Here is a 20,100-nt window from a genome sequence, read left to right as displayed (position 1 = left end):
TGCTTTCCTCTCGGCTTCAGTAACCGCGTTCCGGACTGACGACGTTTTCAAGCGGCGCGCCGCTGCGGTAGCGCTTCAGATTGTCGGCGAACATGCGCACCGACTTGATGTCCCAGCCGTCGTAGACCGCCGCGCAGTGCGGGGTGATGGCGACGTTGTCGTAGCTCCATAGAGGATGGTCCGCCGGCAGCGGCTCGGTCGCGAAGACATCCAGCGCCGCGCCCTTGATCTGCTTGCCGTCAAGGGCGGCGAGCAACGCCGCCTCGTCGACGACGCCGCCGCGCGAGATGTCGATGAGCACGGCGGAACGCTTCATCGCGGCGAACGCGGCCACGCCGAGCAGACCGCGCGTGCTGGGCAGCAGCGGGACGCAGCAGACGATGAAATCGGCGCGCCCGAGCAAGGCCAGCAGAGCATCCGGCCCATGCACCTCGTCGAGGCAAGGCATCGGTTTCGGCCGCGCGCGGATGCCGAGCGTGCGCACGCCCATCGCCTGTGCGCGGCTGGCGACGGCTGTCCCCGTCTTGCCAAGGCCAATGATGAGAACCGTCTTGCCTTCGATCGGCTCGACGCGGCCGCCGCCCCAGAGGCGCGCCTGCTGGCGGCGTTCGAAACCGCGCAGATCGAGCGAGAAGGACAGCATGGCGCCGAGCACGTATTCCGCCAGCATGCCGGCGGCAACGCCTGCCGCATTCGTCACCATGAGCCGCTCCGGGTCCCAGCGCCCGAGATGATCGGTGCCGGAGCCGCCGACCGATACCCATTTCACCGTCGGGCTTTCGACCAAGGCCCGGCGCGGATATCGCGGCGTGCCGTCGAAGCGGACGGAATAAACCACCTCCGCCGCCACGCGCCCGATCAACTCGGGCAGGGCGGCATAGCTGTCGCAGCCATGGACGGTCAGATCCGGATGGGTCTCCTTGAGCACGGCCAGCGCCGCGACCGGCCTGTCGGTGTGCAGGATGACGGATGGATCAGCCGACATGATGCCGCTCTCAGCTCCGGCCAATGTGGTCGGCCGAAGGACCGAGCGCGGCAAGCAGCTTTTCGCCGCTTTCGAGCGTTGCATTCTCATGCGGCGCTCGCAGGTTCAGCCAACGCTTGTCGCCGGAACGCACCGCCAGCACGGCTTTCATCGCCGGGATGAGACCGGCATCCTGGATGATCTTGCGGAACGCCTTGATCGCCGCATCCGCCTCGGCAACGTCCTCTCCGGCCATCGTACGATCGTAGAGGGCCCGGATGGCCGCGGCATTGAGGTTGACGGTCGCCGAGATGCAGCCCGCCGCGCCGCTGGCAAGCCCCTTGGTCAGCTGCGCTTCCGAGCTCGGGAAGACCGCGACCTTGGGCGCCGCGGCAATCACTGCCGCCGTGTTGTTCCAGTCGCCGGCGCTGTCCTTGTAAGCCACGACGGTGTCGGGAAACGCCTCGTTCAGCCGGGCGGTCAGGGCCGGGCTCACCGGCACGCCTGAATTTTGCGGGATGTGGTAGAGGATCACGCGCATTGCCGGGTTCGCCACCCGTTCGATCAGTTCGCTGTAGTAGCGGGCCTGGCCGTTGTCGCCGACAGCGGTGTAGAAGAACGACGGCAGCACCATCACTCCGGCGCAACCGAGCCCGACCGCATGGGTCGACAGCTCGACGGTTTCGGGCAGCGCGGTGACGCCGGTTCCAGGCATCAGCCGGCTGGGCGAAATGCCGCCCTCGATCAGCCATTCCAGCGCCTGCATACGCTCGCGCAGCGAGACTGACAGCGCCTCGCCCGTGGTGCCGAACGGCGACAGGAAATGCGCTCCCTGGTCCAGCACCCATTTGGCGTGGGATACCCAGAGGTCGCGTGCGATGCGGCCGTCGTCTTCGAAGGGCGTCAGGATCGGTGCGATGGTTCCTTGCGGGCGGGTCATGTGTGTCCTTCCGTATCGATCAGCAAATCTGTGCAGTGCCTGGCCGCCGCCGCTACCGTCCTGGCGAAGTATGCCGACGCGGTGACGTCGAACAGTACATCGAAACCCGTCTGCGAGCGGACCATAACGGCCTCGATGTGGCCAACGCGCGTCTGCGCAATGTCCTCGGCGCTGAATTTATCGGCTCTGAGATCAAGCGCGCATAGCCGCTCCATCGCTCGCGGCACCTGCGGGCCCGAGACGCGCATCCACGCCCAGCCCTCCTCACGCCACGATGAATAGCCCTTTGGCGCAGTTGCGCCATGCCAAGTGCTTGCAAGCTCGGCGAGCGCGTTGTCGGCTCCTTCGGCCAGCAACAGGATATCTTCGTTGCCGAGGCGCAGCACGCGTGTGCCGCGCCAACTGCCGATGCGATTGACGGCAGGCAAGGGCACGCCTTGCGACGCGAGCCAGCCGGCGCTGCCGCCGCCTTTGAGGCCGAAGCGAAGGCTGCCCGTGAGATCTGTCAGCATCACCGCGCCCGAAGCCAGCCTCGTTCCGTCCGCGGCACCACCCGGCATGAATGGAAAAACAGGGAATGCTGCCATTTACATCTCCTGCCGTGCATTTGCAGGATCGAAGAAGGCATGGGCGACCACCGGTACTTCGACCAGCTGGCCATTCCGGCACTTCACCGTCACCCGGCTCCCTTCCGTGGAGTCGTCGACATGGGCGTAGGCGAGCGCGATGGCACAGCCGAGCGTCGGCGAGAAGCCGACCGAGGTGATCTGTCCGACGGGAGTAGTGCCGCGCAGCACCAGGCAGCTTTCACCGGGTATGTTCCTGGCATCGGCCGGAAATCGCAGGCCGACGAGCTTGCGCGACTGGCCCAGCCTTGCGCGCATTTCGATCGACCGTTTGCCGACGAAGAACGGCTTCTTCTTCGAGACCGCCCAGCCGAAACCGAGTTCGTCCGGCGTGGTGATCGCATCGGTGTCCTGGCCGATCAGGATGTGGCCTTTCTCCAGGCGAAGGATGCGCGATGCCTCCAGACCGTAGGGCTTGAGGTCATGCGGCTTGCCGACGGCGATCACCGCGTCCCATAGGGCGGGCGCGAGGCTCGACGGACAGTGCAGTTCGTAGCTCAGCTCGCCGGTGAAGCCGATCCGCATCACCCGCACCGGCACGCCGGCGACGACGCCTTCGCGGCCGCTAAGATAGGGGAAGGCCTCGCGGCCGAAATCGATGTCGCTTTCCAGCGCTTGAAGCACGGACCTGGCCTTGGGTCCGGTCACATTCAAGCCGGAGAACGCGCCGGTGAGGTTGAGGACATCGACCCGCAAGCGCCATTGCGCGTTCCAGAACAGCATGTCGGCATAGACGCGCGCGACCGCACCGGTGGTGGCGGTCACATAGAACCGGTCCTCCGCCATGCGGTAGGCGACACCATCATCGACCACCGACCCCATCTCGTTGAGCATCAGGCAATAGCGGACGCGCCCGACCGGCTGGTTGGCATGCGCCATGGTGTAGAGGCGGTCGAGGAATGCGCCGGCATCCGGCCCACGCAGTTCCAGCTTGCCGAGCGTCGAGACGTCGAGCAGGCCGACGCCTTCTCGCACGGCCATGATCTCGTCGCGGATCGCCTTTTCCGCCTCACTGGCCTCGCCATAGAAATACGGCCGCCACCAGGCGCCGACCGGCTTCATCACGGCGTTGAGTGCGAGGTGCCTTGCATGCAGCGCCGTGCGCCGTTCGAGCGGCTCATGATGGCCGGCAAGCACACCCAGCGTCTCCGGCCCGACCGGTGGTCGCGCGGTGGTGACGCCGACCTCGCCAACCGTCCGGCTGGTCGCCTCGGCGACGATCCTTGCCGTCGCCAGGGCCGAATGGCGGCCCTGGCTCGGACCCATGCCGACGGTGGTGAAGCGCTTGACGAGCTCGATCTCGCGATAACCCTCCTTGACCGCGTTCTGCAGATCCTTGACCTGCAGGTCCTCGTCGAAATCGACGAAATCGCGCCCCTTTGGATGGGCGATGATCGGCTGCACATGGACCGGGCTGGTGGCCGTCGGCCTGGTGGAGGTTCTGTCCTCCACGACCGCCTGGCCGAGCCGCGAAAGCGCGGCGGCCGCCACCCGGTGACCGCCGGCAATCGCGCCCCGCAGATCGTTATCTCCGGCAACGGAACCGGCGAAGTGGACCGGCGCTTTCGGGAGAGTGAGCGTCATCGATCCGGTAGCGGCGTCATAGCCGACCTTCGCTCCCGCCTGGCAAGGCAGCTGCCAGGCCGGCACCTGGCCGGCCGAGACGGCGAGCAGATCGCACTCGATCCAGCGCCCGTCGACACGAACGCGGGCAAGGTGGCGATTTCCCGCCGTCCCCTCGGCGGCTTCGATCGTCGCGGCCTTCTGGATGGCCACACCCTTGCCGTGCAACTCGGCTTCGAAGGCGCCGGCCTCGCCGCCGGATCTCGGATCGGCGACCAGCATGACCGAGACGCCGGCCTCGACCAGATCGAGCGCCACGCAATAGCCTTCGTCGCCAGTGGCCAGCACCACTGCCTTTTGTCCGGGGCGCACGCCATAGTGGCGGATCAGCCGCTGCGCGGCACTGCCCAGCATGATCCCCGGCAGGTCGTTGTTGCGGAAGATGGCGGGCTGCTCGATGGAGCCGGTGGCCAGGATTACCGCGCGCGCCCGTGTGCGAAAGAGACGGTCGCCCTGGATCAGCGGCAGCCAGTTGTCCTCATACCATCCGTTGCAGACGGTCCCGGTCAGCAGGCGCAAATTGGGCAGCGCTCGAAGCCTGGAGGACAGGCCTGCAAGCGTTGCCGGATCATGCCGGCCATAGGTCAGCGATCCGCCGATCTCCGGGTTCTCGTCGCAGAGCACGACATCCGCGCCACCCTCGGCGGCAGTGATCGCGGCGTTCAGTCCGGCCGGACCGGCGCCGACCACGAGGATGTCGCAGTGCAGGTGCGTCTTGTCGAAATGCCGGTACGGGGCCGTGGAGTCGACCACACCCAGCCCGGCCTTGCGGCGGATCATCGGCTCCCAGAATTTCAGCCAGCTGTCGCGGCGTGGTCCCATGAAGGTGCGGTAGTAGAAACCGACCGGCAGAAAACGCCCGAGCCTGTCGATGATCGCGTCGCGGTCATGTTCGAGCGAGCCGTTGACGTTCTGCGCGCTGACCCGCAGCCCCGCGCTGATCGGCGTGCGGTCGGCGGCGACGTTCGGCTCGAACGGCAGTTGCACCAGCGCATTGGCGTCCGCGCCCGTCATTGAGAGGATGCCGCGTGGCCGATGATATTTGAAGGAACGCGACAGCACCCATTGTCCGGAGGCGGCGAGCGCGCTGGCGATGCTGTCGCCGGCATAGCCTTCAAAGTTCTTGCCCTCGAACGTGAAGCGGATGGGACGGCTTCGGTCGATCCGGCTCCCCCAGGGTTCAGCCAGCCGGTTCATGGTTGAGCCCGACGTTCGGAAGCGTCGAAAGTGCGGATGACCTCGTTGGTGACGATGTCGCGCTCGGCCAGGAAGAAATAATTGCTCGGCACGTGCCGCCACCACTCGACGACGATGCCCTTGCGGTTCTCGGCGCGGAACAGGTGTCGCGACCAGTCCGCATCGGCGGTCCGATCCGGGTCCGGCTCAGCGCGGACGGGTCCGAAGGATTGGAACTCGTCTATGTTGCGCGGGCCGTTCATCGGGCAGGTCAGGATCTTCATGGTCAGTGGCGTTTCATGGTCAGTGACTGGCCGCCGTAGCGCCCATTTCGTTGAGCAGCCGGAAGGTCTCGAAACGCTCCAGCGCGAACGGCTTCAGCATGTCGGGCACGCGGCCATTGGCGATGGTCTCCGCCATCCGCTTGCCGGCGACCGGCGTTGCCTTGAAGCCCCATGTGCCCCAGCCGCAATCGAGCCACAGATTTTCGAGTGGGCTGGCACCCATGATCGGGCTGTAGTCTGGCGTCATGTCGGTGATCCCTGCCCATTGCCTGAGCAGCCGCACGCCCTGCAGGAACGGGAAGAGATGCACGGCGCCTTCGGCGAGGTGCTCCTTCATGTCGAGCGTCGAACGGGTGGAATAGAGCTGGTAGGGATCGGAGCCGCCACCGATGACCACCTCGCCGCGCGAGGACTGCACCAGATAGGTGTGCAGCGAGACGGAAGAGACCAGCGTGTGCAGCCAGGGTTTCAGCGGCTGCGTCACCATCGCCTGCAGTGGATAGCAGCGGATGGGAAGCTCGACGCCGGCCATCAGCGCCACGTCGTAGTTCATCCCGCCGGTCGCGATCAGCACATGTCCGCAGGCGATGCGGCCGCGGTTGGTCTTGACGGCCTGGACCCGGTCGCCGACGACCTCGAAGCCTTCCACTTCGGTCCGCTGGTGGATCTCGACACCGCGCCGCGCCGCCTGCGCGGCATAACCCCAGGCAACCGCATCGTGCCGCGCGGTGCCGCCGTCGGCATGCCAGAGCCCGCCAAGGATCTCGAGCGCGCCGCCATAGTCCATGTTGAGGGACGGCACGAACTCCTCGACCGCCTTCTGGTCGACCACTTCGGTCCGTGTGCCCAGATGCTTGCCCATCTCGGCGCGCGCATGGAAGCTGCGAAGCGTCGCTTCCGTATGCGCAAGCGTCAGCTGGCCGCGCTGCGAGAACATGACGTTGAAGTCGAGTTCCTGCGACAGGCCCTCGAACAGCTCGACGGCTTCCTTGTAGAAGGCGATGCCTTCCGGTGTGATGTAGTTCGAGCGGATCGTGGTCGTGTTGCGCGCCGTGTTGCCGCCGGCGAGGTAGCCCTTCTCGATCACCGCGACGCTGCTTATGCCGTGGTATTTCGACAGGTGATGCGCGCACGACAATCCGTGGCCGCCGCCCCCGACAATGACGACATCGTAGGATGGCTTGAGGTCTGGCGTTGCGGGAATGTCGCCGCTGACCGGATAGTCCCTGCTGAGACCGTATTTCAGAAGCCTTAGCGGCATCTAGCCTACCACGCTGGCCGCTGGAGCATCGTACTGATCACCGGAGGATCGTAGAGCAACACCGAAAGATCGGAAAAACGGCTGTCATGATCCGCAAGCGACAGGACTGCGTTGCGGATCGCGCTGGCGCGGCCCTGTCCCAGCACCGGCGCCGCGAACTCCATGTACTTGGCCTCGATTTCAGCGTGTGTCAGCGGCGCCTCCGGTCCGCCGCGCGCGTGGACGTCGCCGGAAGCAAGCATCCGCCCATCGCTGGTCGTGATCGTCACGTCGGCCCAGCGGCCTGCCGGGAAGCGGGCGCTGTGGCGCTCCGATTCCGAGACCGTGATGCGGCCCAGCATGTCGGCGACGGCGGCATCCTCGAGCCCGCTGCCGGAAATATGTTCCAGTCCGATGCGGCCATGGACGATGAAGGTCGCGACGGCGAAGCGCAGGCTGTACTGCGCCTTCGAGGTGGTGTCCGGCATGCCGTCGAACAGCGTTGCGGCGTAGTGGAAACTGTTGATCTCGACGTGGTCGATGTCGGACGGCGCCAGATGATGTGCCGCGCAGAGCCCGCGCGTCGCGTCGATGGCCGCATGCGCCCAGCGGCAGATCGGGTAGGGCTTCACATACTGGTGCAGCACCTGCCAGAAGGCGCCGAGGTCCTGCCAATGCGGGGCGACGTCGGGTGCCTCGACCGTGATCGCCGGCGCGCCGGTAAAGCCGCGCTCGGCCAGCACCGCCGCCGACAGGCCGATCAGCGCGCCGATGCCCGAGCCGTCGTGGAGCATCGTGGGGTTGGCGATCTCGCGCATCATCTGGCTGCGCGGGCCATGATATTCGGCAATGCCAAGCGCCTCTCGGAACTGCTCGTCGCTGAGCCGCCGCAACCTTGCCGCCACTGCCGCGACACCCAGCGCGTTCCAGGCGCCCGACGTGTGGTAGTCCGACACTGTCGCATGCAGCGCGATGCCTGCCCGGCCGGCGACTTCGTAGCCGACGACGAGGGATGCCAGCGCTTCTGGCCCGCTGAGGTCCGGGTGCGCCTCGGCCAGCGCTGCCAGGGCGGGCACGACGGCGACGCCGATATGGCCCTTGGTCGGGCTGTATCCGTCGTGGCCGTCGAGATTGTCGATCTGCGTCGCGGCCGCATAGGCGGCTCCAGCGATGCTGGCGCGGCGACCGTCGAAAAGCATGCGCGCCGAATACAGCGGATCGGCCGAGCCGTAGAGAAGGGCGGCGGTGTCGCGGGCGATCCGGCCGGCTTCCATCGGACCTGCCGCAATGGCAATTCCGAGCGTGTCGAGCAGGAGATAGCGCGCCTGTTCCAGGACAGGCACCGGGAATACGGCCGCCGGCCGCCGCAACACGAAATCGGCCAGGCGAATGGCAACGCTGGTACTCGCGTCAGGCCCTTCACGCCGATGCGACGGCACAGCCACTTGCATTACTCCCCTCTGCGTCACGACATCATTAATTTGGGTCCATCGTGCTTTCACGCAATTAGTTCGGCGGCTTTGGCCAAAAATATTCACGTCTTGCCATCAGGCACGATTGAATGGCGGCGCGTCTGTGGGATAGCTAGCGCTGCGTGTTGCAGGAGTTAACGATGAAGCCGCCGCCCCCCTTGAACTATATCCGTTCCTTTGAGAGTTCGGCCCGGCATCTCAGCTTCACCATGGCCGCCAGGGAGCTCGGATACACGCAGGCGGCCGTCAGCACGCATGTCCGTGCGCTCGAACATTATATTGGCCGGCAATTGTTCATCCGTTATCCGCGCAGTCTCAAGCTCACCGAAATGGGCGAGGCGTTCCTGCCGACTTTGCGTCAGGCGCTCGATCAGATCGACCAGGCCACGGAGGCGATCGTGACCTCGTCGCGCAACCGCACGGTGGTCGTCTCCTGCCCGATGAGCCTGGCGGAGAACTGGCTGGCCGGCTGCATGGCAGCCTTCCGCAAGAAGCATCCCGAAATCGAGATCGTGCTTCACGGCACGATCTGGGAGGACCTCAGCGAGCAGATCGCCGATATCACCATTTCCACACGGCGTTTCGACGACCGTCCGCCCGCCGGCATCCCACTGTGGAACGACGAACTGGTTCTGCTGTGCGCTCCGGCGCTGCTGGAGGGCGAGGATGCGCTGAAGGCGCCCGAAGATATCCTCAAGGTCGACTGGATCTTCGTGCATGGCCGCCAGGAATACTGGCAGGTCGTCACGTCGGCGCTGGGCGTCGACATGGAAGATTACGACAAGGGCCTGACGACCAACGCTTCCAACATCGCGCTCGAACTGGCCGCGATGGGGGCAGGGCTCGTCGCGACCCAGCGCTCGCTCGCCCACGCCTATCTCCGGCGGGGACTGCTCGTCGAACCGTTCCCCGTCCGGCCGGCGAGCCCGTGGAACTACTACCTCACCGAGAACCAGCTTTCGAAAGGAACCATCGCGCGCACGGTGCGGGAATGGATTCTTCTGCGGGCGCAGGAGGATAGCGCTTAGCGCTGTTTCCACGGCCGTTGAATTTTCCAAACTCAAAAATTTGACACGCCAATGGCATCGTTTTTTTAGGTCTTATCGGCCGGCTTTTGGCGGTTTGCTCGGGCTCGAGCCCTTCCGGGATTTTTGCATCGCCTCTAACATCTCCCATGCAAGGGGAATGTAACGGGCGGAAAGCCCAAACCGGAGAATCACAATGACGATTTTCAAGAGCAACGGTGACCGCGTCCCGGCAGCCATCGAAAGCTATGCAGACGAAGTCAGGAACGGCGGCATGGATCGCCGCGAGTTCCTTGCCATGGCGAGCGCGATGGGTGCCTCCACGGCGTTCGCCTATTCAATGATCGGCCTCTCGCCGGCCCAGGCCGCTGCCCAGGAGCCGGGCAAGAAGGGCGGCATCTTGAAGATGCAGATGATCATCAAGGACATGAAGGACCCACGCATGTGGGACTGGTCCGAAATGGCCAATGTGCTGCGCCAGTGCAACGACTACATGATCCGCTATACGACCGACTTCACTTTCGAGGGCCATCTGATCGAGAGCTGGGAAGTCAGCGACGATGCCACCGAATACACCCTGCATGTGCGCAAGGGCGTGAAGTGGTCGAACGGCGACGAGCTCAACGCCGACGACATCGTCTTCAACATCGAGCGCTGGTGCGACAAGGCGGCCGAGGGCAACTCGATGGCCGGCCGCATGGCCACGCTGATCGATCCCGCCACCAAGAAGGCCATTGCAGGCGCCATCACCAAGGTCGACGACCATACGGTGAAGCTGAAATGCGGCCAGTCGGACGTCACCATCATTCCGGGCTTCGCGGATTATCCCGCCATCATCGTCCACCGCAACTTCGACAAGGACGGTGCCGACATGACCAAGACGCCCGGCACCGGCCCATACGAGCTCATTTCATACAAGGTCGGCGAGTCCGCTTCCGTGAGGCGCCGCAAGGACTTCACCTGGTTCGGCGGCGAGCCCTATCTCGACGGAGTCGACTGGACCGACTACGGGACTGACGCTTCGAGCCCGGCCATCGCCAGCGCCTTCGAGGCCGGTGAGATCGACTGCAACTATCAGACGGTCGGCGGCACCGTGGACCTCTATGACGGCATGGGCCTGGTCAAGGAATCCGTCGTCACCGCGGGAACGATCGTGCTGCGCACCAATGTGACCAACAAGCCCTATGACGACAAAAGGGTGCGCAACGCCATCCAGCTCGCGGTCGACAACGAGACGGTGCTGAAGCTCGGCTACAGCGGCCTCGGACAGGTCGCGGAAAACCATCATGTCTGCCCGATCCATCCGGAATATTACGAGCTGCCGAAAGTGCCGCGCGACCTGGCTAAGGCCAAGGCGTTGATGACCGAGGCCGGCCAGATGGATCATGAGTTCGAGCTCATTTCCTACGATTCCGACTACGTCAAGGACCCGGCCGACGTCGTCGCCGCGCAGATGCGCGAGGCCGGCTTCAAGGTGAAGCGTACGATCATTCCCGGAACTTCATTCTGGAACGACTGGACGAAGTATCCGTGGTCGACCACGGAATGGGGTATGCGACCGCTTGGAGTCCAGGTGCTGGCGCTCGCCTACCGCAGCGGTGAAGCCTGGAACGAGTCGGGCTACGCGAACCCCGATTTCGACAAGAAGCTCAATGCCGCGCTTGCGGTCGCCGACCCCGCCAAGCGCAAGGAGCTGATGAAGGATGTCGAGTGGACGCTGCAGGATTCGGGCGTGCTGGTCCAGTCGTTCTGGCGTTCGCTTTACCGCCACCACGCCGCCTATGTGAAGAACCTCAAGATGCACCAGACATTCGAGCTGCAACTGGAGAAGGTCTGGCTCGACAAGGCATAGAACAGGTAAATCCATTGCAATAAGCCAGGGGCGCATCTTGTGCCCCTGGCTTCGCCAGGCGACTGCGATTGACCAGCCAGCCAAACAGATCTCCAAGGCGCTCTTCGAAAGCGCAAAAAACAAAAGTCGCCGAACCAAGGGAAGAAATCTCGATATGCGTACTCATGCACAAGCCGTTGTCATCGGCGGCGGCCTGATCGGTTGCTCGATCCTTTATCACCTCGCCAAATTCGGCTGGTCCGACGTGGTTCTTCTCGAGCGCAACGAGCTGACGTCCGGCTCTACCTGGCACGCGGCGGCCAACATCCACGGCCTGCACGATTCCACCAACATCAGCCGTCTGCAGCACTACACCATGGCGCTCTACAAGGAACTGGAGATCGAGACCGGGCAGGGCTGCGGCATCTTCCAGCCGGGCTCGCTCTACCTCGCCCAGACCGAAGCGCGTGAGCATCAGCTGAGGCTGCAGGAGGCCAAGGCGCGGCGCTACAAGATGAACTTCTACGAGGTCGCGCGCGACGAGGCGGAACGGCTGCACCCGCTGGTCGATTTCGACGGCATACGCTGCATCATGTACGAGCCGGAGGGCGGCAACGTCGACCCGTCCGGCGTCACCGCCGCCTATGCCGCCGGCGCCCGCCAGCGCGGCGCCGAGATCCATCGCTTCACCCCGGTCACCGCGACCGAAGCACAGCCGGACGGCAGCTGGATTGTGCGCACGCCGAAGGGCGATATCCGCACGCAATGGGTGATCAACGCCGCCGGCCTCTGGGGGCGCGAGGTCGCCGCGATGGCCGGGCTTCAACTGCCGCTAATCCCCACCGAGCATCAGTATTTCGTCACCGAGACCATTGCGGAAATCGCTGCCATGGGCCGCCGGCTGCCCTCGGTCGCCGATCGCGACGGCGAATACTATCTGCGCCAGGAGGGGCTTGGCCTGCTCATCGGTGCCTACGAGCGCAAGATGAAGTTCTGGGCCGAGGACGGTACGCCGCTGGACTTCGGCCACGAGCTGTTTCCCGACGATCTCGACCGCATCGAGGAGAATATGCTGCGCGCCATCGCGCGTGTTCCGGCAGTCGGCACCGCAGGGGTCAAGAAAGTGATCAACGGGCCGATGATCTGGTCGCCCGACAGCGCCGTGCTGTTCGGGCCTGTGCCCGAACTCAGCAACTATTTCTGCTGCAACGGCATCATTCCAGGGTTCTCGCAGTCGGGCGGAATGGGCAAGCTGGCGGCCGAGTGGATGATCGAGGGCGAGCCTTCGCTCGACATGTTCGCCTGGGACATGGCGCGCTTCGGGCACTGGGCCGGCAAGGCTTTCACCAAGGCCCGCGTGCAGGATCAGTACAGCCACCGTTTCAAGATCCATTTCCCCAACGAAGAGCGTGCCGCCGGGCGGCCGGTCCGCACCCGGCCCGCCTATGACATGCAAAAGCAGATGGGCGCCGTCTTCGGCCTCAATTTCGGCTGGGAGCATCCGCTCTGGTTCGCCGCCGAGGGCGAGCCGCGCGAGGAAACGATCGGCTTCAAGCGTCAGAACTGGTGGGGTCCGGTTGGACGTGAAGCGCGCATGCTGCGCGAGCATGCGGGCATCATCGACGTTTCGAATTTTGCCAAATACGAGGTCAGGGGACCCGGTGCGGAAGCTTGGCTCAACGCGCTGTTCGCCAACCGCATGCCGACGGAAATCGGGCGCTCCTGTCTCACGCCGCTGATCGGCAAGCGCGGCGGGATCGCCGGCGACTTCACCGTGACAAAGCTGGCCGACGATGAGTTCATGGTTTTCGGTTCCGGCATGGCCGAGCGCTTCCATCAAAGGTTCTTCAAGGCCGTCCCTTTGCCTGAAGGCACCACGTTCCGTTCGCGCACCGAGGAACTGGCCGGCTTCAATGTCGCTGGCCCGAAATCACGCGAATTGCTGCAGCGCTTGACCAATGCCGATCTGTCGACGGAGGCGTTTCCGTTCATGCGCTCGCGCCAGATCACGGTGGCTGGTGTCGACGTGGTGGCGCTGCGTGTCTCGTTCACCGGTGACCTTGGCTGGGAACTCTATTGCGCGGCCGCCAACCAGGTCGAGCTCTACAGTGCCCTGCTCGAGGCCGGCAGCGAAGTCGGCGCCGGGCCGGTTGGCTCGCGCGCGCTGATGTCGCTGCGGGTCGAAAAGGGATATGGCAGCTGGAGCCGGGAATATTCTCCCGAATACTGGCCGCAGGAGGTCAAGTTCGATCGGCTTGTCAAAATGGACAAGGGCGAATTCCTCAACCGCGATGCCTACGCTGCCGTCGCCGACAGGCCGGCGCGCGACGAACTGATCATGCTGTCGATCGACGCCAGGGATGCCGACGCGACCGGCGGCGAGCCGATCTTCCTGCCGGACGGCACGCCGATCGGCCAGGTGTCCTCGGGCGCCTACGGCTATTTCGTCGAGCAGTCGCTGGCACTTGGCTATGTCAAGGCCGGCTCGGCCAAGGCAGGCGATGCGGTCACGGTCGCGATACTCGGGAGGCCGCACGACGCGGTGCTGCTGAAGCAGCCGCCCTTCGACCCCGAAGGCAAGCGGCTGCGGGCATAGATCTGGACCGTCTGGCGATCGGCGGGCCGACCGACAGAACCATCGACGCGGGCGGATAACGCCAGCGAACCTGACGCAGGGAAGATTTCAACTGGCTGAAAAAGGGGAATCGCGTGATCAAATGGCATCTGCTGGGCACCATGTTTGCCCTGGTTCTCACATCCTCCGCGCACGCCGGAGACGTCAAGGTCATCAATGACGACGCGTGGTTCGCCGAAGGTCCGATCTGGTACCAGGACAAGCTCTTCTACGTCGAATATGGCCGCGGCACGGTGACCGTATGGGACGGCAAGAAGAACGAGATCTTCTGGAAGATGGACGGCTGCGGCCCGTCGGCCGTGCTGCCGACCACCACCGGCGAGTTCCTCGTCACCTGCTACGACAGCAACTCGATCGGCCGCATCTCGGCCGACGGCAAGACGCTGCCGGCCTATGACAAGGACACGGACGGCAAGCCGTTCAGCGGGCCCAACGACTTCGCGCCAGACAAGGATGGCGGCACCTATTTCACCGGTTCCGGCAAGGGCGGCCCGCTGATCGACGCCTCGGCCTACTACATCGGCAAGGACGGCAGCGTGAAGAAGGTTGCCGGTGACCTGCACAATGCCAACGGCCTCGTCATGTCGAACGATGGCAAGATCCTGTATCTGGTCGAGACCGAGGATAACAGGATCATCGAGTTCGACGTCCAGCCCGACCACAGCCTGAGCAACCGCCGCGTCTTCCTGCGCCTCGACGATCTGTTCCCGAACCAGCCGCACATCTGGCCTGACGGCATCAAGATGGACAAGGCCGGCGAGATGTATATCGGCCAGAGCCCGCGCTCGCTCGATGCGCCCGGCAAGATCATCGTCGTCGACAAGGATGCCAAGCTGCTGCGCACGCTTTCGGTGCCGTCGCCATCCATGCCGAACTTCGCTTTCGGGCCGGACGAGAAGGTGCTCTACGTCATGGCGCTCGACCAGATCGACGCCGCGCCCTGGCACGGCAAGGTCTACGAGGTTCCGAACAAGTAGAGATCCACGGCGGACGGGCGAAAGGTTCGCCCGCCCGGTAAGGGTAGATGGCCTCAGCCGCCGAACCGGTCCAGCCAATGTTGGGCAAGGTCGGAGCGGCGGCAGATCCAGATGTCCGGATTGGCCTTGATCTTGTCGAGGAAGCGGGCCAGCCCGACCATGCGGCCCGGCCTGGCCGCCAGCCGGCAGTGCAGCGACACCGTCATCATGCGTGGCGTCCGCTCGCCTTCGGCCAGAAGCCAGTCCACCCCATCGCTGACATATTCGAAGAACTGGCTGCCGGTTTCCAGGCCGGAGCCACGCGAGAACCGGCTGTCATTGTTGTCGAAACTGTGCGGCACGACCAGATGCCGCTTTGGGCCGACCTCGACGAAGTAGGGCAGGTCGTCATTGTAGTCGTCGCAATCGAACAGGAAGCCGCCATGCTGCGCCACCAGGCGGCGCGTGTTGAGGCTGGGCCGGCCGGTGTACCAGCCGAGCGGGCGAATGCCGGTCAGCCGCTGGACTGTGTCAAAGGTCATCGCGATGTGCTGGCGTTCCTCCTCCTCGCTCAGCGGGGCGTAGTCGATCCAGCGCCAGCCATGGCAGACGACATCGCTGCCGAGGCTTGCGATCGCCTTGCCCGCTTCCGGATTGAGTTCCAGCGCCCGCCCGACGACGTAGAAGGTCGGAATGATCTCCTTGTCCTGGAACAGTGACAACAGCCGCCAGACGCCGACGCGTGAGCCGTATTCGTAGAGCGATTCCATATTGCGGTTGCGCAGGCCCGGCACCGCTGGCGACACGGCAAGGTCCGACAGGATCGCCTCGGAGACGCCGTCGCCTTCGCCAATGCTGTACTCGGCGCCTTCCTCATAGTTGACGACGATGTTGAGCGCCAGTTTGGCGCCACCGGGCCACGCGGCCGAAGGTGGCTTGTCGCCATAGCCGATGAAGTCACGGACGGGCAGGTATGGCATCTCTCAACGCTCCCTCGAATGCGGTCGCCAAAACTATCCGCCGTGCATATCGATCAGTATGCGTAGCGCCTGATCCATTGTCTCTTGCGGGCCGACCGTCGCGCGCAAACAGTCCGTGAGGCCGTAACCGCCCAGGCCGCGCACAATGATATCGGCGCCGCGCAAGGCTCTCTCGGCTGCCTCCGCGGCGGCCACGTCGGGGAAGCGGATCAGCACGAAATTCGTCCGGCTTTCCGGCACACCATATCCGGCAGCCCTCAGGTCCTGCGCGAACCGGTCGCGAATCCTGGCCGTGCGGGCCACGATTTCGCGCATGTAGGCCTCGTCTTCCACCGCCGCGACCGCCATTGCCAGGCTTGCGGTGGTGACCTGGTTGGAGTTCTGCATCTTGCGCACCTCGGCGGCGACCGAAGGCGGAAACAGCCCCCAGCCGACGCGCGCGCCAGCCAGGCCATAGGCTTTGGAAAGCGTGCGCAGCACGACGGTATCGCCGCGTGCGACAAGCGCAAAGACAGGCCGTGGGTCCTGGTCGTCGAACTCGCCATAGGCCTGGTCGATCACCAGCAGCACATCCCCGCGCAACGCGGCGCGCAAGCGCAGCAGGTCGGCGTTGCGGATGCGGGTGCCGGTCGGATTGCCGGGATTGCAGACGAAGACGACCCGCGTTGCCGGCGTGACGGCGGCGAGGATGCCGTCGACCGAAACGACGAAATCCTGTTCCGCGGCCCTGACATAGGCAGCACCGGTGCGGGCCGCCGCGGAGGCCACGAAATTATAGGCATAGGAGGTGCCCAGCACCTCGTCGCCCGGCCCCGCGAACGCCGCGATGGTGCAACTGATCAGCTCCATTGAACCGGCGCCGCACAAGATCAGGTTGCGCTCGACCCCATGGGCTTGCGCGATCGCCTCGCGCAGCGCCGTCCAGTCCGGATCGGGATAGAGATGGCTGCGGGCAATCGCGTCCTGGCCAGCGACGACCGCCCTGGGGCTGGGCGGAAAGGCGCTTTCATTCTGAGCAAGGGTTGGCCGGTCATGGCCGCCGAAATTCGCGAGTGCGAAGGCAGACATGGCCTCGATATGGGCTGCGGCTTTCACGGCCACTGCGCATCCATGGGAATCTGGATGTAGGTCATCTCGCGAACTACCTTGGTCGGACGGGCACATGGCCAAGCTACAATCCGCCGGCGTGTTCACAAGCAAAAACTAACCGCGCAATGGCTCCGAAATTCTGGCCCTTGTTGGGGCACGGCACACCGTCGCTGGAAGCCTGGCGGGTGCGTCGGTCCGCACAACTGCGCCGGCGCTTTTTGACACTCATTGCGGATGATCCGGCTCTGAGGTAATTTAGACTTCACTCAGACGATGAATGTGCCCGCTGTAGCGACGGCCTCTTCACTCTGTTCGTGTCTCAGCGGATTGTGAGCTCTTTAACAGACCTTGATACCGCAAGCTGAGAGCTTGTGGTCGTCAGGTAGCGACGGTTAAGGCAGTTGTCATGCTCCGACTTTGCGGATTCATTGCGGTCGTCGTCGTAGCGGCCCTTACGACGTTTGATGCGTCGGCCGATCGACGGATCGCCCTGGTGATCGGCAATTCCGAGTACCGGGAAATCCCCGCTCTCAAGAATCCGGACAAGGATGCCGAGGACGTATCCAGGACGTTCCGGCTGGCCGGTTTCGAAGTGTTCGTCGCCAAGGATCTCACAAAACTGCAGTTCGAGGAGCAGTTCCGCAATTACCTCGCGGCGGCGGACGGCGCCGATCTGGCCGTCGTCTACTATTCGGGTCATGGCTTTCAGATCGGTGGCGAAAATTTCCTGATCCCCGTGGATGCCTCGCTGAAGAACGCGGCCGACATAGAGGTCCAGGCTGTCAAGCTGGACGATGTGCTCGAGCAGTTGCGTTCGAAATCGAAGATCCAGGTGATCATCCTCGATGCCTGCCGCAACAATCCGTTTCCGCGCAAGGACTATTGGCTGAGGGACCAGTTGATCGCCGCGGGCAACACCGGCCTTGCGCAGGTCAAAAGCTCGCTGAACACGCTGATTGCCTTCGCCACCGAACCGGGCGCGGTTGCCTATGACGGAGCGGGTGATCTCAGCCCCTTCTCATCCGCCTTCTCCCGCCGCGCGCTGGCGCCGAACCAGGAGATCCGCACGGTCATGGCCGCGGTGCGCCGCGACGTGGTCGAGGCCACCGACGGCAAGCAGGTTCCGTGGGAAAACTCCTCGCTCATCGACGAGGTCGTCCTGATGCGCCGCGCCAGCCGGCCCTCGCTGCCGCCGGTTCTGGAGAAGATCGTGCCGTCCGGGGTCGGCCCGGTCGCTCTGGATCTGCCGGAACCGGTCGACGTCGATGGCGGAGCCATAACCGTCAGCATCGAAAGGCCGCCTGCGCTCGGACGTCTGATGCTGGACGGCAAGCCTGTCGAGGTTGGCGAGCAGATCCAGGGCAAGGATCTGCCGCGTCTGCAGATGGATGTGCCCAAGGGGGACGCCGCGCAGGACGAGGTGGATATGCTGGCCTACGCCACGCATGACAATTGGGGCGGCCAAACCCAGGGCATCCTGGTGTTCCGCGTCAAGAGCGGCGAAGGCGCCCAGGGTGAACAGATTGTGGCCTCGCTCGAGGCCGAGCAGAAGCAACAGGTCCTGGAGCGCGGCATCCATATCACCGGCGCCGCCGAGGCGATCGAAAACCGCGAGATCAGCGTCCCGGTCGGAGTAGGCCCGGTTCCGCTGAAGCTGGATTTCCCGACAAAGGATCCCTCCGTCAGCCTGAAACTCGCGAGCTATCCGGCAACGGGAACGCTGTCCCTGCCGGACCGTGCCCTGTCGCCGGAGTCCAGCCTGATGGCGGATGAGGTCGACAATTTGCGCTACGAACCGCAGATCGGTGCCGCCAAGCCGGTCGAGGTCGGCTTCGAGATCCGGGCCGACAGCAGCTCGTCCAAGCCCGCCACCATGAAGCTGTCGCCAAGCGTCGATCCGTGCGACCAGGCTGCCGGCGAACCTCTCGACCTGCAAGGCGTCGTACCCGGCCTGCTGCCGAATGAAATCGGCGCCAGCGCCGTGGAAGTCTGCGAGACGGCGGTGAAGGCTTATCCGGATGTGCCGCGCTTCCGTTACGAACTCGGGCGCGCGCTGCTTGCGTCCGGCAAGGTGGCGAAAGCCAGGACGGCCATCGACGACGCCGCCAAAAAGGGGCACGTGCGCGCCGTCTTCGAACTCGGATATATTGCCTCGTCCGGAATAGGGATGGCCGTCGATCCCAAGAAGGCCAACGAATTCTACTCAGTGGCATCCAACAAAGGCGACCCCTACGGGATGACGGCATGGGGCCGCGCTTTATTCAACGGTCTCGGAGTCCAACGCGACACCGGCAAGGGGCTGGACCTGCTGCTCAAAGCGGCGGCGATGGGACACACCTATGCCATGAACGATCTCGCCGCGATCTTCACGGAAGGCCGCAACGGCGTGCCCGCCGATCCGGCCCGTGCCGTCGCTTTCCTCAAGGCAGGCGTCGAACGGCAAGACATGTATTCCATGAACCTTCTCGGTCGCAATTATATCACCGGGCGAGGGGTCGAGAAGGACCCGAAGGCGGCGATGGCGCTTTTCCAGAAGGCCATCGACCTTGGCCAACCTTACGCGCCGGGCAGCCTCGGGCGCATGTACCGGGACGGTGTCGGCGTGCAGCAAGATCTTGACGAAGCGCAGCGCCTGTTCGAGTTGGCAACCGCTCGGGGTGATCAATCCGGCGCGTATGATCGCGCGGCCATCGAGATGCAGAAGGGCGACAAGGCCGACCAAGCCATAGCTGTGCGCTATCTTGCGTTCGCTGCCGCGCTCGATCTCCGCAACGAAATTCCGGACGCAAAGAACACATTGGCGAAATTCGGGGCGAAGGCGAAAACCGCCGCACTCAAGCAACTGCGCGCGGAACTCAAGTCGAAGACTCCGGCGAGTGGTTCCGTCGACACGCAACTGATCAACGCGGCCAGAGGGGTCTGGGAACAAGCCAACCCGCGTCGGGATTTGTTTTGATCGACAAGGAGGCAATGGTGGGCAGGGCAGTCAAACATGTGATCATCGCAACAGTTTTAGCCGGCGCCCTGGCGGGCATGATGGGCTGTACTTCGATAGTGCCAAGAGCAGAGCCCACACTAACGACGAAACACCGGACGAAGGTCGTTCGCACGACGACCACACCAAAAGTAATCAAGCAGAAGAAGGTGACGGCCAGGAAAGTGGTAAAGCCGGTTGAAGACGAACCCCCTCCCGTTGTTGCGCCCCTGGGTGGTGGCAGCGGTGGCGGTGGCACCGGCGGCGGTGCTGGCGGCTGGTGAT

Annotated in this window: 15 protein-coding genes; 6 read left to right on the top strand and 9 right to left on the bottom strand. The window is 64.3% G+C overall.

Translation table 11 applies throughout. The features are described from left to right. Positions 1 to 16: 16 nt before the first annotated feature. Genes NR193_RS07020 through NR193_RS06990 form a run of 7 tightly spaced genes read right to left on the bottom strand, consistent with a single transcriptional unit; the run spans position 17 to position 8,298 of the window. On the bottom strand, positions 17 to 985 hold the full coding sequence (locus tag NR193_RS07020; RefSeq protein WP_256750143.1) for a D-2-hydroxyacid dehydrogenase: 969 nt from the start codon (positions 983 to 985) through the stop codon (positions 17 to 19). Between the two features lie 10 nt (positions 986 to 995). Next, the gene (locus tag NR193_RS07015) at positions 996 to 1,904 is read right to left on the bottom strand and encodes a dihydrodipicolinate synthase family protein (RefSeq protein ID WP_256750142.1); all 909 of its coding nucleotides are present in this window, start codon (positions 1,902 to 1,904) and stop codon (positions 996 to 998) included. Further along, on the bottom strand, positions 1,901 to 2,491 hold the full coding sequence (locus tag NR193_RS07010) for a hypothetical protein (protein ID WP_256750141.1): 591 nt from the start codon (positions 2,489 to 2,491) through the stop codon (positions 1,901 to 1,903). The genes NR193_RS07015 and NR193_RS07010 overlap by 4 nt, the downstream gene beginning before the upstream one ends. Next, a complete protein-coding gene (locus NR193_RS07005; protein ID WP_256750140.1) occupies positions 2,492 to 5,350 on the bottom strand; it encodes a 2Fe-2S iron-sulfur cluster-binding protein in 2,859 nt (952 codons plus the stop codon). After that, positions 5,347 to 5,613 (bottom strand): sarcosine oxidase subunit delta, encoded by a 267-nt coding sequence (locus NR193_RS07000; RefSeq protein ID WP_256750139.1) that lies wholly within the window; start codon positions 5,611 to 5,613, stop codon positions 5,347 to 5,349. The genes NR193_RS07005 and NR193_RS07000 overlap by 4 nt, the downstream gene beginning before the upstream one ends. A gap of 19 nt (positions 5,614 to 5,632) precedes the next feature. Next, entirely contained in the window at positions 5,633 to 6,874 is a 1,242-nt protein-coding gene (locus NR193_RS06995) for an FAD-dependent oxidoreductase (RefSeq protein WP_256750138.1), read from the bottom strand. Between the two features lie 5 nt (positions 6,875 to 6,879). Further along, positions 6,880 to 8,298: an MmgE/PrpD family protein gene (locus NR193_RS06990; RefSeq protein WP_256750137.1), complete on the bottom strand. Its 1,419-nt coding sequence runs from the start codon at positions 8,296 to 8,298 to the stop codon at positions 6,880 to 6,882. 167 nt (positions 8,299 to 8,465) lie between these two features. Between NR193_RS06990 and NR193_RS06985 the strand changes: the two genes are divergently transcribed. The 4 genes from NR193_RS06985 (at position 8,466) to NR193_RS06970 (ending at position 14,793) form a co-directional block, all read left to right on the top strand. Next, positions 8,466 to 9,353: a LysR substrate-binding domain-containing protein gene (locus NR193_RS06985; protein ID WP_256750136.1), complete on the top strand. Its 888-nt coding sequence runs from the start codon at positions 8,466 to 8,468 to the stop codon at positions 9,351 to 9,353. A gap of 193 nt (positions 9,354 to 9,546) precedes the next feature. Then, complete coding sequence (locus NR193_RS06980) at positions 9,547 to 11,202, top strand: ABC transporter substrate-binding protein (RefSeq protein WP_256750135.1); 1,656 nt, start codon at positions 9,547 to 9,549, stop codon at positions 11,200 to 11,202. A gap of 154 nt (positions 11,203 to 11,356) precedes the next feature. After that, on the top strand, positions 11,357 to 13,777 hold the full coding sequence (locus NR193_RS06975; RefSeq protein WP_256750134.1) for an FAD-dependent oxidoreductase: 2,421 nt from the start codon (positions 11,357 to 11,359) through the stop codon (positions 13,775 to 13,777). A gap of 113 nt (positions 13,778 to 13,890) precedes the next feature. Continuing rightward, entirely contained in the window at positions 13,891 to 14,793 is a 903-nt protein-coding gene (locus NR193_RS06970) for an SMP-30/gluconolactonase/LRE family protein (protein WP_256750133.1), read from the top strand. 53 nt (positions 14,794 to 14,846) lie between these two features. Here the strand turns inward: NR193_RS06970 and NR193_RS06965 are convergent, their stop codons facing one another. Both NR193_RS06965 and NR193_RS06960 read right to left on the bottom strand, forming a co-directional pair. Beyond that, on the bottom strand, positions 14,847 to 15,752 hold the full coding sequence (locus tag NR193_RS06965) for an allantoinase PuuE (protein WP_256750132.1): 906 nt from the start codon (positions 15,750 to 15,752) through the stop codon (positions 14,847 to 14,849). A 33-nt stretch (positions 15,753 to 15,785) separates the two neighbouring features. Beyond that, positions 15,786 to 16,853 (bottom strand): histidinol-phosphate transaminase, encoded by a 1,068-nt coding sequence (locus NR193_RS06960; RefSeq protein WP_256750131.1) that lies wholly within the window; start codon positions 16,851 to 16,853, stop codon positions 15,786 to 15,788. A gap of 394 nt (positions 16,854 to 17,247) precedes the next feature. Between NR193_RS06960 and NR193_RS06955 the strand changes: the two genes are divergently transcribed. Then, on the top strand, positions 17,248 to 19,797 hold the full coding sequence (locus NR193_RS06955; RefSeq protein ID WP_256750130.1) for a caspase family protein: 2,550 nt from the start codon (positions 17,248 to 17,250) through the stop codon (positions 19,795 to 19,797). Next, on the top strand, positions 19,794 to 20,099 hold the full coding sequence (locus NR193_RS06950) for a hypothetical protein (RefSeq protein WP_256750129.1): 306 nt from the start codon (positions 19,794 to 19,796) through the stop codon (positions 20,097 to 20,099). The genes NR193_RS06955 and NR193_RS06950 overlap by 4 nt, the downstream gene beginning before the upstream one ends. Position 20,100: the final 1 nt, after the last annotated feature.

The organism is Mesorhizobium sp. Mes31, from assembly GCF_024519675.1.
GTDB lineage: Bacteria > Pseudomonadota > Alphaproteobacteria > Rhizobiales > Rhizobiaceae > Mesorhizobium.
The sequence above is the reverse complement of the archived record's forward strand: the minus strand, read 5'-3'. Positions and strand labels throughout refer to the sequence as shown.

Excerpts from the sequence above, each read along its gene's own strand:
- NR193_RS07020 (WP_256750143.1), bottom strand. The coding sequence starts at position 985 with ATGTCGGCTGATCCATCCGTCATCCTGCACACCGACAGGCCGGTCGCG.
- NR193_RS07015 (WP_256750142.1), bottom strand. The coding sequence starts at position 1,904 with ATGACCCGCCCGCAAGGAACCATCGCACCGATCCTGACGCCCTTCGAA.
- NR193_RS07010 (WP_256750141.1), bottom strand. The coding sequence starts at position 2,491 with ATGGCAGCATTCCCTGTTTTTCCATTCATGCCGGGTGGTGCCGCGGAC.
- NR193_RS07005 (WP_256750140.1), bottom strand. The coding sequence starts at position 5,350 with ATGAACCGGCTGGCTGAACCCTGGGGGAGCCGGATCGACCGAAGCCGT.
- NR193_RS07000 (WP_256750139.1), bottom strand. The coding sequence starts at position 5,613 with ATGAAGATCCTGACCTGCCCGATGAACGGCCCGCGCAACATAGACGAG.
- NR193_RS06995 (WP_256750138.1), bottom strand. The coding sequence starts at position 6,874 with ATGCCGCTAAGGCTTCTGAAATACGGTCTCAGCAGGGACTATCCGGTC.
- NR193_RS06985 (WP_256750136.1), top strand. The coding sequence starts at position 8,466 with ATGAAGCCGCCGCCCCCCTTGAACTATATCCGTTCCTTTGAGAGTTCG.
- NR193_RS06980 (WP_256750135.1), top strand. The coding sequence starts at position 9,547 with ATGACGATTTTCAAGAGCAACGGTGACCGCGTCCCGGCAGCCATCGAA.
- NR193_RS06975 (WP_256750134.1), top strand. The coding sequence starts at position 11,357 with ATGCGTACTCATGCACAAGCCGTTGTCATCGGCGGCGGCCTGATCGGT.
- NR193_RS06965 (WP_256750132.1), bottom strand. The coding sequence starts at position 15,752 with ATGCCATACCTGCCCGTCCGTGACTTCATCGGCTATGGCGACAAGCCA.
- NR193_RS06955 (WP_256750130.1), top strand. The coding sequence starts at position 17,248 with ATGCTCCGACTTTGCGGATTCATTGCGGTCGTCGTCGTAGCGGCCCTT.